This is a genomic window from Stenotrophomonas sp. YJH_SMC_123 (assembly GCF_059368215.1).
Genome location: NZ_JCAFRM010000002.1, coordinates 440,550 through 457,291, shown reverse-complemented (window position 1 = coordinate 457,291; position 16,742 = coordinate 440,550). Strand labels below are relative to the sequence as shown.

The following is a 16,742-nucleotide window of genomic DNA, read 5'->3' as shown; positions in this document are numbered from 1 at the left end:
GTGGACATGCATCCGCTGCTGCAGGTCCTGTTCCAGTTCGCCTTCTACTACCCGATGGTGATGGCGTTCTTCTGGATGTCCGGTGGCCTGTACTACTACTTCCGGCGCGAGCGTCACTCACGTCCGCGCAACGATCCGCCCTTGATGATCGCCCCTCCCTTCGCGACCTTGCTGGTGCCCTGCCACAACGAAGCAGAAAACCTGGACGACACGCTCACTGCGGCGCTGGCCCAGCGCTACCCCGCCGATTACGAAGTGATCGCCATCGACGATGGCAGCAGCGATGACACCGGCGCACGGCTGGATGCGCTGGCGGCAAGGCATCCACGGCTTCGCGTGCTGCACCTGGACCGCAACCTGGGCAAGGCCAATGCGCTGCGCATGGGCGCACTGGCCGCACGCTCGGAGTACCTGGTGTGCATCGATGGCGATGCGATGCTGGAAGAGCATGCACTGCACTGGATGGTCTGGCACCTGGTCAGTGGCAACCGGGTCGGTGCGGTCACCGGCAACCCGCGCATCCGCAACCGCTCCACCCTGCTCGGACGCCTGCAGGTGGCGGAATTCTCCTCGATCATCGGCATGATCAAGCGGGCACAGCGCGTGTATGGCCGCATCTTCACCATCTCCGGCGTGATCGCCGGCTTCCGCCGCACTGCCCTGCACCAGGTCGGCTGGTGGTCGGATGACATGGTGACCGAGGACATCGACATCAGCTGGCGCCTGCAGCGCGCGCACTGGGACATCCGCTACGAACCCAATGCGCTGTGCTTCATCCTGATGCCGGAGACGCTCAAGGGCCTCTGGCGGCAGCGCCTGCGCTGGGCCCAGGGCGGCGTGGAAGTGATGCTGCGCCACGCGCGCTCGGTGCTGCACTGGAAAGAGCGGCGCATGTGGGGCGTGCTGCTGGAGTACGTGTTGAGCGTGGTCTGGGCCTACACGATGCTGTTCATCGTGCTGCTGTGGGCACTGGGCAAGTTCATCGAGCTGCCGCCGCAGCTGCATATCGCCAGCCTGCTGCCGGAGTGGCATGGCGTGATCCTGGCGCTGGTCTGCCTGCTGCAGTTCGCCAGCAGCCTGATCATCGACCGGCGTTACGAAACACAGATTGGACGCAATTACTTCTGGGTCATCTGGTACCCGATGGCGTACTGGCTGATCAGCCTTTCCACCACCCTGGTGGCGCTGCCCAAGACGCTGCTGCGCCGTCGCAGCAAGCGCGCCACCTGGACCAGCCCTGACCGGGGGATCCGATGAACGCGCAACGCCCGTCCAACCGCTTCGACTCGCGGATGATCCGCAAGCCGCATCGCCAGCCACACTTCCAGCGCACTGCCTGGGGCTTCGTCACCCTGGCGTTCTGGGGCTTCTACTTCTATCTGTGGGCCCCCCTGGTGACCCTGCTCTCGTGGCTGATCGGTGGCCAGCTGGCCTGGCGGCAGCTCTACGAACGGCAGAACCAGTTCGACCCGTACGTGCTGGTCGCGCTGCCATTGATGCTGCTGTGCGCCAGCGTGCTGCTGATCGCCTGGGCCGAGTACAACCGCGCCCGCTTCCGTGGCCGCGAACGCCGCCTGCCGCGGCCCCTGGCCAGCCTCAACGAAGTGGCCGCCGATCTGGGCGCCAGCACCGGGCTGGCCGAACGCCTGATGGGCTGCAAGGCCGCCACGCTGCACATGGATGATCACGCACGGCCGGTCGGAATCCGCCGCGAGGTGGTGTAACCCGACGACCTGGTAGCTGCCGACCTTGGTCGGCACCGGGGTTTGCCGCGAAGAGCATCCACGCGAGGCGTGGATCCACTTATGTACGCGTCTGCCCTTCGCCGCGCACGACAAATCGTTCAACGGTGAGGGCTTCCAAGCCCATCGGGCCGTAGGCGTGCAGGCGCGTGGTGGAAATACCGATCTCACTGCCCAGGCCCAGCTGGCCACCATCGGAGAAGCGCGACGAAGCGTTGACCATCACCACCGCCGAGCGCAGCGCGTTGACGAAGCGCTCGGCGTGGCCGGTGTCCTCTGTGGCGATCACTTCGGTGTGGTCGGAGGTATAGGTGCGGATGTGCGCGATGGCTGCATCAAGATCATCGACCACGCGCACCGCCAGCACCAGATCGAGGAACTCGGCGGCGTAATCCTCCTCGGTCGCCGCCGTGCTGCCCGGCAGCAACGGCTGCGCCTGCGCATCGGCGCGCAGCTGCACCCCACGCTCACCCAGCGCCTGCGCCACGCGCGGCAGGAACGCGTCAGCCACGGCGCGGTGCACCAGCAGCGTCTCCAGCGAATTGCACGCCGCCGGCCGGCTGCACTTGCCGTCCACCAGCAGGTCGATGGCCTTGCCGAGGTCGGCGCTGGCGTCCACGAACAGGTGGCACACCCCCTTGTAATGCTTGATCACCGGCACGCGCGCGTGCTCGGCCACGAAACGGATCAGGCCTTCGCCGCCACGCGGAATGGCCAAGTCGATCAGCTCATGCAGCTGCAGCAGTTCCAGCATCGCCTCGCGGCGCAGGTCGGTGAGCACGGTCACCGCCGCCGGCGGTACGCCGTTGGCCTTCAATGCACCGGCCAGCGCCTGGGCGATGGCGGTATTGGAGTGGATCGCTTCGGAACCACCGCGCAGGATCACGCCATTGCCGGCCTTCAGGCACAGCGCGGCGGCTTCGGCCGTCACGTTCGGGCGCGCCTCATAGATCATCGCGATCACGCCCAGCGGCACGCGCACCTTCTGCACGCGGATGCCGTTGGGACGTACGTCGTCGCGCGTCACCTGGCCGACCGGGTCAGGCAGCGCGGCCACCTCGCGCACCGCCTCGGCCATCGCGAACAGCCGCGGCGGGTCCAGTGCGAGGCGGTCGAGCATGGCACTGCCAACGCCCTTGTCGCGCGCGGCGGCGAGGTCGCGTGCGTTGCCGGCCAGGATCAGTCCGGCATTTACTTCCAGGGCCTGCGCCATCGCCAGCAGCAGCATGCGTCGCGCCGCACTGTCCAGGCCGGCAACGATCTGCGCTGCATCACGGCAGGCGCGCGCCTGGGCTTCGATTTCGCTCATCGGGGTGTCCTTCAAACCGGTCATGGCAGCACCAGGTCGTCACGATGGACGACGCTACCACCGTAGTTGTAGCCCAGCACGGCCTGGATGTCGCGCGAATGATGGCCGGCGATCCGGCGCACGTCGTCGGCCGCGTACTGGCTGACGCCGCGGGCGACACAGACACGCCCCTGCGGTGCGATCCAGCACACCTGCACCATGTCGCCGCGGCGGAATGCCCCCTCGGCAGCGGTGATGCCGCCGGGCAGCAGCGAGGCGCCCTTCTCCCGCATCGCCTGTGCCGCACCGGCATCGACGACGATCGCGCCCTCGGCCAGCGGCGCGTGCCGCAGCCAGTGCTTGCGGGCAGCCTCGCGGCTGCGTGCGGCGTGGATGCGGGTGCCGAACAGGCGGTCCTGCGCCAGCGCGCGCACCACATCGCTGCTGCGGCCGTTGAACAGGTAGGTTTCGATGCCGAGGCGGCCCGCCTTGGCCGCCGCCTCCAGCTTGGTACGCATGCCGCCGGTGCCGGCGCGCGAGCCGGCGCCGCCGGCCATCGCCAGCACATCGTCACTCAGTTCCGGCACGTCGTGCAGTGGCCGCGCGTCGGCCACGGTGCGCGGATCTGCGCTGTACAGGCCGTCGATGTCGGTGGCGATGAACAGTGCATCGGCATCGACCAGCGCGGCCACGGTCGCGGCCAGGTTGTCGTTGTCACCGAGCTTGAGCTCGTCCACCGATACGGTGTCGTTCTCGTTGACCACCGGCAGCGCACCCAGCCGCAGCAGTTCGCTCAGCGTGGCGCGTGCATTGAGGTAGCGGCGGCGGTTGCGCAGGTCGTCGTGGGTCAGCAGCACCTGCGCCACCGGGCGCTCGAAGAAGCGCTGCCAGAGCCCGATCAGCTGCGCCTGGCCGAGCGCGGCCAGGGCCTGGCGCGCCGCCATCGCCGCACCGGGTTCATCGGCCCGCGGCAGGATCGCGCGCCCCGCCGCAACCGCGCCGGAGGAGACGATCACCACCTCGCGCCCAGCCAGTACGTTGGCGGATACAAACTGGGCCAGGCCCAGCGCGTGGCGTGGCGACAGGCCGCCACCATCGGCCGCCAGCAGGCTGCTGCCAACCTTCAGCACCGCACGCCGCCATGGCGGCAGCGCCTGTTGCGGGAACGGCGAAGCGACGGTGGCGGCGTGCAGGGTCATCGGTCAGGGCCTCAGCGGGTATTCCATTCGTGCACGGTCAGCTCGGAAGCGTGCATCGTCACCAGCGGATCGGTGGCGACGATGGCCCGCGCCTGTTCCAGGCTCTCGACATTGCACAGCACATAGGCGCCACCGCTGCCATCGGCGAAACCACCGGTCAGCTGCAGCTTTCCCTGTGCCTGCAACGCCTCGAGGAAATCGCGGTGCGGCTGCACCGCCGCATCGTTGAAGTCCGGCCGGCGCATCGCCATCACCAGATAGACAGTGCCCGCCATCAGGACAGCGCCTGCCAGCGTGCGCGCAGTTCGTCCAGGCGCAGATCGGCAGCCGAGCCCGGCGATACACGCGCAGCCAGGCTGCCTTCCGGGGTACGTCCCTGCCCTGCGCTGTCGGCACCGGCTGCAGCGGCCTTGTAGGCCTCGCGGAACGGCACACCGGCCACCGCCGCTTCCACGGCGACGTCGGTGGCATACATGCCCGAATCGATCGCTGCGCGCAGCCTGTCGTCACGCCACTCCAGATTGGCCAGCAGCGCCGGCAGCAGTTCCAGCGCGGCCAGGCCACGGCCGAAGCCGTGGAAGATGGCGCCCTTGGACGACTGCAGGTCACGGTGATAACCCGAAGGCAGCGACAGCAGCTGCTCGATCTCGGTGCGCGCGGCGGCGACGCTGGCGTGGGTCGCACGCATCAGCTCGATCACGTCCGGGTTGCGCTTGTTGGGCATGATCGAACTGCCGGTGGTGTACTGCGCCGGCAGCGCGACGAAGCCGAACTCGGCGCTGGTGAACAGCGACAGGTCCCAGGCGATGCGGCGCAGGTCCAGCGTAGCGCCACCGAGTGCTTCCAGCGCGGCCAGCTCGAACTTGCCGCGCGACAGCTGTGCGTAGATCGGCGAGATCTGCATGCGCGCGAAACCGAGCGCGGCCGTGGTGTGCTCGCGGTCCAGCGGCAGGTTCACCCCGTAGCCGGCGGCGGTGCCGAGCGGATTGGCGTCGACCAGCGCATGGGTGTCACGGGCGCGGATGGCGTTGTCGATGAAGGCCTCGGCCCATCCGGCCCACCACATGCCGGCCGAAGAGACCACGGCGCGCTGGATATGGGTATAGCCGGGAATCGGCAGGTCCTTCTCGGCCTGCGCACGGTCCAGCGCGATCTTGGCCACGTCGGTGCTGAGCCCGGCCACGCGCAGCAGCTTCTCCTTCAGCCACAGGCGGGTGGCGACCAGGATCTGGTCATTGCGGCTGCGGCCGGTGTGGATCTTGCGGCCAGCGTCGCCGAGGCGTTCGGTCAAACGCGCTTCGATCGCTGAGTGACCGTCTTCGTACTGCGTATCCAGCACGAAGCGGCCTTCACGGAAATCCTGCGCCAGCACGTCGAGCTCGCGCAGCAGGCCTGCCAGCTCGTCGGCGCTGAGGATGCCGATGTGCTGCAGGCCCTGCGCATGCGCGGCGCTGGCAGCGATGTCATGCAGGAAGAACTCGCGGTCGAGGATCACGTCGTCGCCGGCGAGGAAGGTCTGGATCTGGGCGTCGACAGCGACGCCGGGCTTCTGCCAAAGAAGGTCTGCCATGGGGGCTCCGGAAGGCGTGTTCAGTGCGGGATCGACGTCAGTTCGTCGATGCCCAGCGCAAGGTTGAGGTTCTGCATGGCCTGGGTGGCCGCGCCCTTGAGCAGGTTGTCCAGGGTCGCCACCACCACCACCCGCTTGCCGCCCAGGGCCAGGGTGAAGCCACCGACCTGGGCACCGTGGCGGCCGGCGATGCGGCTGACCCACGGCGCTTCATCCACCACTTCGATCAGGGGTTCGCCGGCATAGGCCTGCTGGAAGCGCTCGACGATCTGTTCGCGGGTCTGCACGCGGTTCAGCCACAGGTTGGCGGTCAGCGTGATGCCGCGGAAATGCGGCGCGACGTGCGGCATGAACTCGACGGCCACGCCCAGCTGCACCGACACCTCGCGCTCGTGCACGTGGTTGGTCAGCGCATACGGCATCAGGTTGTCGGCCAGCAGTTCGACGTTGTTCTTGTCCGACGGCGTGGTACCGGCACCGGAGTAGCCGGAGACACCGAAGCACTGCGGCGGGCCGGCCAGCAGGTCCAGCAGCGGATGCACCGCCAGCTGCATCGCCGTGGCATAGCAGCCCGGGTTGCTGATGTGCTTCTGGCCGTTGTAGCGGCCGCGGGTCAGCTCCGGCAGGCCGTAATACCAGCTGTTGTCGAAGCGGTAGTCGGCCGAGAGATCGACGATGACGGTGTCCGGCTTGGCGGCTTCAAGCGCGGCCACGAACGGTGCGGCCAGGCCGTTGGGCAGGGCCAGGATCACCGCGTCCACGCCTTTGGCGGCCACCGCGTCGGCATCCAGGTTCTCGTACTGCAGCTGGCCCTGGAATTCCGGGTGGTGGTCGGACAGGCGCTGCCCGGCGCGCTCGCGCGAGGAGACGAAGGCCAGTTCCAGGCGCGGATGGGCGGCCACCAGCTTGATCAGCTCGGCGCCGGTATGGCCGCGGGCCCCGACGATGCCCAGGGTGAAAGTCGAATCGTTCATGCGTGGCTGTCCAGGCGGTACTGCAGGTGGCGCTTCACGCCCTGCCATTCCGCATCGATGATGGAGAAGATGACGGTGTCGCGCGGCGTGCCGTCGGCGTGCCGCTTGTGGTTGCGCAGCACGCCATCCTGCTTGGCGCCGAGGCGTGCGATGGCGGTGCGCGAAGTGAAGTTGAACCAGCTGGTCTCGAACACGACGCTCAGGCACTGCAACCGCTCGAACGCGTGGCTGAGCAGCATCAGCTTGGTCTCGGTGTTGACCCCGGTGCGTTGCGCAGACTCGCCATACCAGGTGTAACCGATACTCAGGCGCGGCACGTCCGCTTGCAGATCGTAGTAGCGGGTGGTGCCGACAATCTGGTCGTTGGCATCGAACACCACGAACGGCAGCACCCTGCCTTCGGCCTGCGCCTGCAGCGCTGCCTGCACGTAGCCGGCCATGGTCTTCGCATCGGGCACCTGGGTGTACCAGAGCCTGGACAACGCGCCATCGCCAAGCGCGCCGCGCAGGCCATCGATATGCCCCATCTGCAGCGGCTCCAGCCGCGCATGGGTGCCCGCCAGCGTAGGGACCTTGGTCCAGTCGGCATGGTTCATGTGTTCAGCCCTGCAGGCTCGGCGCGCGCCGGGCGCAATGGTCGACATAGGTCTTGATCCGGTCGATGCCGTCGGCGCCGAACCAGAACACCTTCCAGTGGTCCTGCTTGTAGCAGCCGTCGGATTCAGCGTAATAGAAGTGGTTGATCGGATTGCCATGGCGCGAACGCCAGAACAGCTGCGGGGTTTCCTCCAGCATCACGTTCCAGACCGCGCGGCCCAGGCCCTCGCCCTGCGCATCGTCGAGCACGGCGAACTTGTCCAGGTACACGCCCTCGGCCTCGTCGGTGAGGATCACCGCGGTGCGGTAGTTCTCGCTGACGTAGGCGCGCAGCAGCTTCGTCTTTTCGAAGTACTCCGGCACCAGGGTGCGGCCGAAGCTGGATTCGATCAGGCCCTTCAGGCGCGGCAGGTCCAGCTCGTTCCAGGCGGTGGCGCGCAGCACCTTCTCGCCCTTGCGCACCAGCGTGCCCGACCCCTTGTGGGTGAACAGTTCCTTGGCCAGATCGGCCGGGCGCGTGATCGACACCGACGATTCCAGCGGCAGGCGATCGAGCAGATCCTTGATCTGTTCGATCTTCACCTTCATGCCGCCGTGGATCCACGGCTGCGCGATCAGGTGGTCGTACTCGGTGGACAGGTTGATCGAATCGATCACGTTGCCCTGCTCGTCCAGCAGGCCGCCAGTGCCGGTCAGGAAGATGATCTTGTATGGCTGCAGTTCCTGCACCAGCTCGTTGGCGGCGAAGTCGGCGTTGACGTTGAGGATCTGGCCGCCAGCGGTCTCGCCCAGGCTGGTGATGACCGGGATCGACCCGGCACGCAGGCTGGCCTCGATCGGTGCCAGGTTGACCTTCTTCACCTCGCCGACCAGGCCGTAGGTGTCCACGTCCAGGTACTCGGCCTCGAACACGCCGCCGGTGATCGAGGTGGCGCGCGCTCCGTTCTGCTGCAGCGCCTCGACCAGGCGCAGGTTGGACTGCTGGAACACCCGGCGCACGATCGCCAGCGCTTCCGGCGACGTCACGCGCAGGCCGTTGACGGTCTGCTTCTCGATGCCGGCGGCCGACAGTTCGGCATCCAGCTGCGGGCCGGCACCGTGCAGCACGATCGGGGTCAGCCCGACTTCCTGCAGGAACGACAGCGAAGAGGTCAGCGCGTCGAGGTCGTCGCGCAGCACCGCGCCGCCGACCTTGACCACGGCGAAGCGCTTGGCGTCCAGCTGCGAGAAGCGCTTGAGGTACTGGCTGATCTCCTTCGCGCTGGCCATGCTGGAAAGCAGGCGCACGATGGTCTGGCGGGTCTGGCGGTGGGGCTGGAGGGCAGGAGACATTTCGGTTTCGTCACAGGCGGCGGTCGCCGCGTTGCAGTTCCACCCGGCCAGGGCCGGGCGGCGTTGTAGGGTCGATCAGGCGCCGGCGGCGATGATGCGATGCACGGCGTCGGTGTAGCGCTGCAGCTGCTCCAGCGTCACGAACTCATCGGCGGTGTGGGCCTGGGCGATGTCGCCCGGGCCGAACACCAGCGTGGTGTAGCCACCGGCGGAGAACAGCGAGGCCTCGGTCCAGAAGTCCACCGCGTTGCCGATCGGCAGCTCCAGCGCATCGGCCACATCGCGCGCCAGCAGGCGGCGGTTCTCGGCCTCGGCGATGTCACCGGCCGGCAGGCTGGGGCCACGGAACGTTTCGGTGAACACGGCGGCTTCCGGTTCGGCGAAACCGGCGAAGGTCGCCAGCAGGCCATCAATGTCCATCGACGGCAGCGGGCGGAACCCGAAGCGCACCTCAGCAGCCGGTGCGATCATGTTGGCCTTGATCCCGCCTTCGACGCGACCGATGTTGAAGCGCAGCCCGGTCAGCCCGCCGAAGCGGGCCGAGGCCAGCGATTCCACATGGTCCAGTGCACGGTTGCCCCAGCGCATGGCCTGGTGCAGCGCGCTGGCGGCCGCGTCCTGCTTGCCGGACGCATGGCCGGCACGGCCGGCGAACTGCATCAGCACCGAGCTGATGCCACGATGCGCCAGCACCGCTTCACTCATGGTCGGCTCGGCCACCAGCACCGCTTCATACGGCAGGCCACGGGCCAGGAACGCGGCGATACAGCGCGGATCGTTGGCTTCCTCGTCGCTGGAGAACAGGAAGGCGGCATCGCCATCGCTGGCATTGGCCGCCGCCACCAGCGCAGCGGCGGCGCCCTTGATGTCACACACGCCCAGGCCGACCACGCGGTCGTCCAGGCGGCGCATCACATGCGGGTCGGCACTCCAGTGCGGCGAGTCCGGCACGGTGTCCAGGTGCACGTTGAACAGGTACTTCGGCGTCCCGCGCACGGCGTACAGGCTGACTGCGCCCGCGCCATGGTCGATCACCTCGACGTTGAAGCCGGGCAGGTTGTCGCGCAGGTAATCGAAGATGCCACCGGTGGTGATCGCACGCGGCGGGTTGCGGGTGTCGAAGGACACCAGGGCCTGCAGGTGATCGAGCGTCTGTTCAAGCATGTGTCTGAATATCCGTAGGGTTCGAAATCGGTAGTGCCGGCCGCTGGCCGGCTCCGCAATGATCCAGCCGTGCCACGAGCCGGCCAGCGGCCGGCACTACCCTCCATCGACGTTGCGAGGCGCCGGCCAGCGGCCGGCACCCCGTCACAGGTCAACCGCGATTGACCTGCGCATAGACAGTGGAGCTCATGCCGAACAGCTTGATGAAGCCTTCAGCCTCCTCCACGCCCCAGTCGGCCGACTGCGCGTAGGTGGCGCCCTTGGTGTTGAGCAGGTGCGGCGACTTCACGGCCACCGCATCGACGCGGCCACCACGGGTTTCCAGCACCACTTCACCGTTGACCTTGGCCTGCGAGGACTTCAGGAAGGCTTCGATGTCGGTCTTCAGCGGGTCGTGGTAGAAGCCTTCGTACACCAGCTCCACCCACTTGCGTGCCACGTCCGGCTTGAAGCGGTTCTGCTGCTTGGTCAGCACCGCATCTTCCAGCGCACGGTGTGCGGCCAGCAGCGAAACCAAGCCCGGGGCCTCGAACACGATGCGGCCCTTCAGGCCGATCACGGTGTCGCCGGTGTAGACGCCGCGGCCCACGCCGTACGGGGCGAACAGCTTGTTGAGCTGGGCCAGGATCTGGTCGCCCGGCAGCGCCTTGCCGTCCAGTTCGACGGCTTCGCCTTCAACGAACTTCAGGGTCACGGTCAGGGCCTGCTCCGGCCACTCGCTGCGCGGTGCGCACCAGCCACGCGCGCCCTCGCCCGGAGCTTCCCACCGGTCGATCTCGCCGCCGGACATGGTCAGGCCCAGCAGGTTCTCGTTGATGGTGTAGGCCTGCTGCTTGGCGCGCACGCCGAAGCCACGCTCTTCCAGGTACTTCTGCTCGTAGGCGCGGGTCTGGGTGTGTTCCTTCTGGATCTCGCGGATCGGCGCGATGATCTGGTAGTCGCCCAGCGCCTTCACGGCCAGGTCGAAGCGGACCTGGTCGTTGCCCATGCCGGTGCAACCGTGGGCGATGATGTTGGTGCCCAGCTCGGCAGCACGCTTCAGCGCGGCATCGACGATCAGGTAGCGGTCCGAGACCAGCAGCGGGTACTGGCCCTGGTAGCCTTCGCCGGCCCACACAAACGGCTTGACGAAGCCTTCCCAGATGGCCGGGCCACCGTTGACGGTGAGGTGGCTCGCCACGCCCAGTTCGGCGGCGCGCTTCTCGATGAAGTCACGCTCTTCATCATCGACGCCGCCGGTGTCGGCGAACACGGTGTGCACGTTGTAGCCGCGCTCCTGCAGGTACGGCACGCAGAAGCTGGTATCCAGGCCGCCGGAGAAGGCGAGAACGACGTCTTTGTTGCTCATGGGGGTCAGGTCCACTTGGGGGATGGGAATTCGGTAGAGCCGACCGTTGGTCGGCTGAAATATTGGATGCGCCGCTGCGGGAGCAGCCGACCAACGGTCGGCTCTACCCCTTGTTCGATCTAGCGCCCGGCAACCGCCGCCATGATCGCCTTCTGCACGTGCAGGCGGTTCTCGGCTTCGTTGATGGCGATGCACTGCGGCGAATCCATCACCGCGTCGGTGGCCTTCACGTTGCGGCGCAGCGGCAGGCAGTGGCTGAACACACCATTGTTGGTCAGCGCCATCTTCCGCTCGTCCACGATGAAGTGCTTGAACTGGTCGCGGATCGGCTTCTCCGGTTCCCAGTTGCCGAAGAACGGCAGCGCGCCCCAGCTCTTGGCGTAGACCACGTCGGCGCCGGCGTAGGCGCTGTCGATGTCATGGCTGATCTTCAGCGAGCCGCCGCTCTCGGCCACGTTCTGCTCGGCCCAGCCCATGTAACGCTCGTCGAGGATGTAGTCGGCGGTCGGGCACAGCAGGGTCACGTCCATGCCCATGCGGGTGGCGATGGTCAGCGCCGAATTGGCAACGGCGGTGTTCAGCGGCTTGGGGTGGTAGGTCCAGGTCAGCACGTACTTCTTGCCACGCAGGTCCTGGGTGCCGAAGTGCTCCTGCAGGGCCATGATGTGGGCCAGCTCCTGGCACGGGTGGGTGATGGTCTCCATGTTGATGACCGGCACCGGCGAGTACTTGGCGAAGCTGTTGAGGACGATGTCCTGGCGGTCGTAGGCCCAGTCGATGAACTTGGGGAACGCACGCACGGCGATGATGTCGCAGTAGCGACCCAGCACCTTGGCCACTTCAGCGATGTGCTCTTCGGTATCGCCGTCCATCACCGCGCCGAGGTTGAACTCGATCGGCCACGCATCCTTGCCCGGCTGCAGCACCACCGCGTGGGCACCGAGCTGGAACGCGCCCAGTTCGAAGCTGGTGCGGGTGCGCATGGACGGGTTGAAGAACACCAGCGCGATCGACTTGCCCTTGAGCTGGTCGCCGAGCTTGTTGCGCTTGAACAGCGCCGCCTGGGTCAACAGCGCGTCGAGATCGCTGCGGCTCCAGTCCTGGGTGTTCAGGAAGTGCTTGGGGGACATCATCTTTCCTTGCGTGGCGGCGCCGGTTTCGACGCGGTGGAAGGGAAAACAGGAATCAAAGGTGGAGCGGGAAGATTGCAGTTGCAGCTTTCAGAAGATGCACTTTTGAAGCGCGGAAACGAAAAAACCCAGCCGGCGGGCTGGGTTTTTTCGGACGAACAGCAAAAAGCTCCGGTTACCCAGCGAGGATGTGGGGTTCCGGTCGACGCGCACGCGAGGTCATGCCCGACGCCTGTCGGGCTGCGCTGCTGTCGTGCTGGAAGTCGGTGAGCTTCATGGTCAACCATCTTTGCATGCGGCCGAGGCCGGCGCAAGGGCCGGGGTCCCAGAATCAGGGATTGCTGGCCGTGCCCTGCTCCGGGCCGACCCAGGGCGTGATCGACACCCGGATCTTGAGCCGGTTGCCGGGGTCTTCCGGCAGCCGCGAACGGTACTTGGTGCCCTTGTAGACGTAATCCACGTCGTAGGCGATGGGCCGGCGGAATTCACGCCCCACCGGCACGATGCGGCAGTCGCGGGTCAGCATCGGGCCAGTGTTGGCCGGTGCCGGGGCCGGCGTCTCGGCTCCGGGCTCCTCAACGGCCTCTTCGTCGCTGCGCTTGAACATCGAGCGCACCGAGTCCCAGAAGCGGCTGATCCGGCCCTTGTCCTCGACCGGCTCCTCGCCGGTCACGTTCACCGGGGCCAGGGTCCGGGTCGACACCGGCTCGCAGTGCTCCTCGGTGCGGGTCGCGCGCAGGGTCTGGAACACCGGCTCCACGTTCAGCACCTGGGCGTAGTCGAACTTCACGTTCTCAACGATCACCACCCGGTTGCGGGGCTCGGCCTCCTGCGCCAGCACCACGGCGGGCAGCGCCGACAGGCAGGCCAGGGTCAGCAACGCGGTGGATTTCATTGGCGACGGGAGCAAGGACACGGCAATAGTGTAGGCAGTGGCGAGCGCAAGGGGCTGAACATTACCCGTCCACGCCGCTCCTGCCCACCCCACCCCGGGTGGCCCCGGCGTCCACCGGTGGCAACGGGTGCCCCAAAGGGGGCCGACACGTTCTAAAATCACAGGCTTGTCCCCCAGCCACAGCCCCATGACCCTGCGCCTGCACAACAACCTGACTCGCCAGCTCGAACCGTTCACCCCGCTCGATCCGGCCTGTCCGACCCTGTATGTGTGCGGCCCGACGGTCTACAACTACGTGCACATCGGCAACGCCCGTGGCCCGGTGGTGTTCGGGGTGCTGGCCGACCTGCTGCGGCGCCGTTTCGGTGGCCTGCGCTACGCGCGCAACATCACCGACGTGGACGACAAGATCAACACCGCCGCGCGCGAGCAGGGCGTACCGATCAGCACCATCACCGACAGGTTCGCCGCCGCCTACCGTGAAGACATGGCCGCGCTGGGCGTGGTGCCGCCGGACATCGAGCCGGAGGTGACCGCGCACATTCCGCAGATCATCACCATGATCGAGCAGCTGATCGCCAACGGGCATGCCTACGCTGCCGAGGGCCACGTGCTGTTCGCGGTGGCCAGCTTCGATGGCTACGGCAAGCTCTCGCGCCGCGATCCGGACGAAATGCTGGCCGGCGCCCGTGTCGACGTGGCCCCGTACAAGCGTGATCCGGGTGATTTCGTGCTGTGGAAGCCGTCCAGCGACGACCTGCCCGGCTGGGCGTCGCCCTGGGGCCGTGGCCGCCCGGGCTGGCACATCGAGTGCTCGGCAATGGCCGCCGCCCACCTGGGCGAGACCATCGACATCCATGCCGGCGGCGTCGACCTGCAGTTCCCGCACCACGAGAACGAGCTTGCGCAGAGCGAGTGCGCCCACGGCGGCAAGATCTTCGCCCGCTTCTGGCTGCACAACGGCATGCTCAACTTCGGCGGCGCCAAGATGAGCAAGTCGCTGGGCAACATCGAGCGCGTGCACGACCTGGTGCGCCAGCACCCGCCGGAAGCACTGCGCCTGGCCCTGCTGTCGGCCCACTACCGGCAACCGCTGGACTGGTCCGATGGCCTGATCGAACAGTCGGTGCGCACCCTGGACCGCCTGTACGGCACCTTGCGCGAACTGGCGTCAGTCGAGGCGGTCGTTGCGATCCCGGCCACGGTCGAGGCGACCCTGGATGACGATCTGAACACCCCGCAGGCACTGGCCGAAGTGGCCCGCATCGCCGCCGATGCGCGTCGTGCCACCGATCCGGCCGAGCAGGCGCGCCTGAAGGGTGAACTGCTCGGCGCCGGACTGGCACTGGGCCTGCTGCAGGCCGATCCAGCGCAGTGGTTCGGCACTGCGGCCAGCGACGGCGGCGACGATGCCCGCATCCAGGGCCTGATCGATGAGCGTGCCGCTGCCAAGAAGGCGCGCGACTTCGCCCGTTCCGACGCCATCCGCGACCAGCTGGCCGCCGAAGGCATCGTGCTGGAAGACACCCCGCAGGGCGTACGCTGGTCGCGCAAGCGCGGCTGACCCGCCCTGCCCCGTGGCCGGTACGCCGGCCACGCCCCCACCGTAGAGACTGTTGTGACCGACTCCCCGTTCCCGCTTGAACCCACCGCCGCCGAGGCACAGGCCGCCATCGCCGAGGAATTCGGCTTCTTCGGCGACTGGTCCGAGCGCTACCAGTACCTGATCGACCTCGGCCGCAAGCTGCCGGCCTTCCCGGAAGAATGGAAGACCGAAGAGCATCGCCTGCTCGGCTGCCAGTCGATGGTCTGGATCGTGCCCGAAGGCAACGCGCAGTCGCTGCGCTTCCATGCCATCAGTGATTCGGCGATTGTCTCCGGCCTGATCTTCCTGGCCCTGCGTGTGTACTCCGGGCGCTCAGCGCAGGAGATCCTGGCTACCGAGCCGAGCTACATCCAGGACATCGGCCTGGCCCGCCACCTCTCGCCGACCCGCAGCAACGGCGTGGCGGCGATGCTGGCCTTCATCCGCGAGACCGCGCAGGCCCAGCTGCAGCGCGACCCGTCGTGAGCGAGCCTGCCACAGCCGAAGACAGCGCGCTGGGCCTGCTGTCCCGGCCCGGTTTCGCCAGGCTGCTGGCGTACCGCATCTTCGCGATGCTGTCCTACCAGGTGGTCGCGGTCACCGTCGGCTGGCACATCTACGAAGTCACCCGCAATCCGTTCTCGCTGGGCCTGATCGGCTTGGCCGAGGTGCTGCCGTTCTTCTGCGTGGCGCCGTTCGCCGGTTACCTGGTGGATCACCTGCCGCGCCGCCGCCTGGGCATGGTCGCCTGTTGCGGACTGATCGCCACCGCACTGGTATTGACCAGCGTGGCCATGGGCTGGCTGCCGATCGACGGCGTGTGGCCGATCTACGCAGCCATTGCGCTGACCGGCATGGTCCGCGCCTTCCTGTCGCCGATCTACAACGCCCTGTTCGCCCGCGTACTGGCCCGTGACCAGTTCGCGCGTGGCGCCGGCCTGGGCGCGGTGGTATTCCAGGCCGGCATGATCGCCGGCCCGGCACTGGGCGGCGTGCTGGTCGGCTTCGGTGGCAAGGGCCTGTCCTACGCGGTGGCCACCGCCTTCGCGCTGGTGGCGATGGCCTGTCTGGCCACGCTGAAAGTGGAGGAGCCGGTGCACACCGGCCCTGCCGCCCCGATCTTCAAGAGCATCGCCGAAGGCGCGCGCTTCGTGGTCGGCAACCGGATCATGGTCGGCGCGATGGCGCTGGACATGTTCTCGGTGCTGCTGGGCGGCGTGGTGGCGATGCTGCCGGCGTTCTTGCACGAAATCCTGCACCACGGCCCGGAAGGCCTGGGCATCCTGCGCGCGATGCCGGCGCTGGGCTCGGTGTGCGTGGGCCTGTGGCTGGCCCGCCACCCGCTGCACCGCAATGCCGGCCGCGTGCTGCTGTTCGCGGTGGCCGGCTTCGGCCTGTGCGTGATCAGCTTCGGGCTGTCGCAGCACTTCTGGCTGTCGGCGCTGATCCTGCTGTTCTACGGCGCCTTCGATGGCGTCTCGGTGGTGATCCGCTCGACCATCCTGCAGCTGGCCACGCCGGAAGAAATGCGCGGTCGCGTATCGTCGATCAACGGCATCTTCATCAGTTCGTCCAACGAGCTGGGCGCGTTCTATGCCGGCACGATGGCGAAGCTGCTCGGCCTGGTACCGGCCGTGGTGCTGGGCGGGTTCGCGGTGCTGAGCGTGGCCGGGATCACCGCGTGGAAGAACCCGACGCTGCGGAAGTTGAATCTTCGCGACCTGCAGTGAGCCTGTAGAGCCGAGCCCATGCTCGGCTGCGTATTTCCGTGCGCCCACGCGCCGATAGCGGGCCATGCCCGGCGGGCTCTTTCCGCGACCGCGGTGGGGTGTCACGTTTCTTTTCGCGCGAAAAGAAACGTAACCAAAGAAACGCGCCGCCATCCGCGAGCCGGCGCTGCGCGCCGGTGCCCTGTGCT

Annotated in this window: 16 protein-coding genes; 5 read left to right on the top strand and 11 right to left on the bottom strand. The window is 67.4% G+C overall.

Annotation, left to right across the window (positions count from 1 at the left end; genetic code table 11):
• Positions 1-6 precede the first annotated feature (6 nt).
• Positions 7-1,257, top strand: a complete 1,251-nt coding sequence (pgaC, locus tag AC5P5W_RS07120; protein WP_197574874.1) for a poly-beta-1,6-N-acetyl-D-glucosamine synthase — start codon at positions 7-9, stop codon at positions 1,255-1,257.
• Positions 1,254-1,724: a poly-beta-1,6-N-acetyl-D-glucosamine biosynthesis protein PgaD gene (pgaD, locus tag AC5P5W_RS07115; RefSeq protein ID WP_014647778.1), complete on the top strand. Its 471-nt coding sequence runs from the start codon at positions 1,254-1,256 to the stop codon at positions 1,722-1,724. Before pgaC ends, pgaD begins: the two co-directional genes overlap by 4 nt.
• 79 nt (positions 1,725-1,803) lie before the next feature.
• On the opposite strand, the gene AC5P5W_RS07110 is transcribed toward pgaD, so the two are convergent.
• The 11 genes from AC5P5W_RS07110 to AC5P5W_RS07060 form a co-directional block, all read right to left on the bottom strand.
• Positions 1,804-3,075: a glutamate-5-semialdehyde dehydrogenase gene (locus AC5P5W_RS07110; protein ID WP_046431726.1), complete on the bottom strand. Its 1,272-nt coding sequence runs from the start codon at positions 3,073-3,075 to the stop codon at positions 1,804-1,806.
• Positions 3,072-4,229: a glutamate 5-kinase gene (gene proB, locus AC5P5W_RS07105; RefSeq protein ID WP_014647780.1), complete on the bottom strand. Its 1,158-nt coding sequence runs from the start codon at positions 4,227-4,229 to the stop codon at positions 3,072-3,074. Before proB ends, AC5P5W_RS07110 begins: the two co-directional genes overlap by 4 nt.
• A gap of 11 nt (positions 4,230-4,240) precedes the next feature.
• Positions 4,241-4,504, bottom strand: a complete 264-nt coding sequence (locus AC5P5W_RS07100; RefSeq protein ID WP_014647781.1) for a YciI family protein — start codon at positions 4,502-4,504, stop codon at positions 4,241-4,243.
• Complete coding sequence (argH, locus tag AC5P5W_RS07095; RefSeq protein WP_014647782.1) at positions 4,504-5,799, bottom strand: argininosuccinate lyase; 1,296 nt, start codon at positions 5,797-5,799, stop codon at positions 4,504-4,506. Before argH ends, AC5P5W_RS07100 begins: the two co-directional genes overlap by 1 nt.
• A gap of 20 nt (positions 5,800-5,819) precedes the next feature.
• Positions 5,820-6,773, bottom strand: a complete 954-nt coding sequence (argC, locus tag AC5P5W_RS07090; protein WP_197574870.1) for an N-acetyl-gamma-glutamyl-phosphate reductase — start codon at positions 6,771-6,773, stop codon at positions 5,820-5,822.
• Positions 6,770-7,369: a GNAT family N-acetyltransferase gene (locus tag AC5P5W_RS07085; protein ID WP_014647784.1), complete on the bottom strand. Its 600-nt coding sequence runs from the start codon at positions 7,367-7,369 to the stop codon at positions 6,770-6,772. Before AC5P5W_RS07085 ends, argC begins: the two co-directional genes overlap by 4 nt.
• A gap of 4 nt (positions 7,370-7,373) precedes the next feature.
• Entirely contained in the window at positions 7,374-8,702 is a 1,329-nt protein-coding gene (locus AC5P5W_RS07080) for an acetylglutamate kinase (protein ID WP_014037858.1), read from the bottom strand.
• 75 nt (positions 8,703-8,777) lie between these two features.
• A complete protein-coding gene (locus tag AC5P5W_RS07075) occupies positions 8,778-9,866 on the bottom strand; it encodes an acetylornithine deacetylase (RefSeq protein ID WP_014647786.1) in 1,089 nt (362 codons plus the stop codon).
• Positions 9,867-10,017: 151 nt separating this feature from the next.
• The gene (locus AC5P5W_RS07070; RefSeq protein WP_014647787.1) at positions 10,018-11,214 is read right to left on the bottom strand and encodes an argininosuccinate synthase; all 1,197 of its coding nucleotides are present in this window, start codon (positions 11,212-11,214) and stop codon (positions 10,018-10,020) included.
• 119 nt (positions 11,215-11,333) lie between these two features.
• The gene (locus AC5P5W_RS07065) at positions 11,334-12,344 is read right to left on the bottom strand and encodes an N-acetylornithine carbamoyltransferase (protein WP_197574872.1); all 1,011 of its coding nucleotides are present in this window, start codon (positions 12,342-12,344) and stop codon (positions 11,334-11,336) included.
• Between the two features lie 331 nt (positions 12,345-12,675).
• Positions 12,676-13,239: a glycine zipper 2TM domain-containing protein gene (locus AC5P5W_RS07060; protein WP_014647790.1), complete on the bottom strand. Its 564-nt coding sequence runs from the start codon at positions 13,237-13,239 to the stop codon at positions 12,676-12,678.
• 187 nt (positions 13,240-13,426) lie between these two features.
• On the opposite strand from AC5P5W_RS07060, the gene cysS reads away from it, so the two are divergent.
• The 3 genes from cysS to AC5P5W_RS07045 are packed head-to-tail and all read left to right on the top strand — an operon-like array spanning position 13,427 to position 16,554.
• A complete protein-coding gene (cysS, locus tag AC5P5W_RS07055) occupies positions 13,427-14,803 on the top strand; it encodes a cysteine--tRNA ligase (protein WP_014647791.1) in 1,377 nt (458 codons plus the stop codon).
• 54 nt (positions 14,804-14,857) lie between these two features.
• On the top strand, positions 14,858-15,310 hold the full coding sequence (locus AC5P5W_RS07050; RefSeq protein WP_014647792.1) for a SufE family protein: 453 nt from the start codon (positions 14,858-14,860) through the stop codon (positions 15,308-15,310).
• Positions 15,307-16,554 (top strand): MFS transporter, encoded by a 1,248-nt coding sequence (locus tag AC5P5W_RS07045; protein ID WP_032956128.1) that lies wholly within the window; start codon positions 15,307-15,309, stop codon positions 16,552-16,554. The genes AC5P5W_RS07050 and AC5P5W_RS07045 overlap by 4 nt, the downstream gene beginning before the upstream one ends.
• Positions 16,555-16,742: the final 188 nt, after the last annotated feature.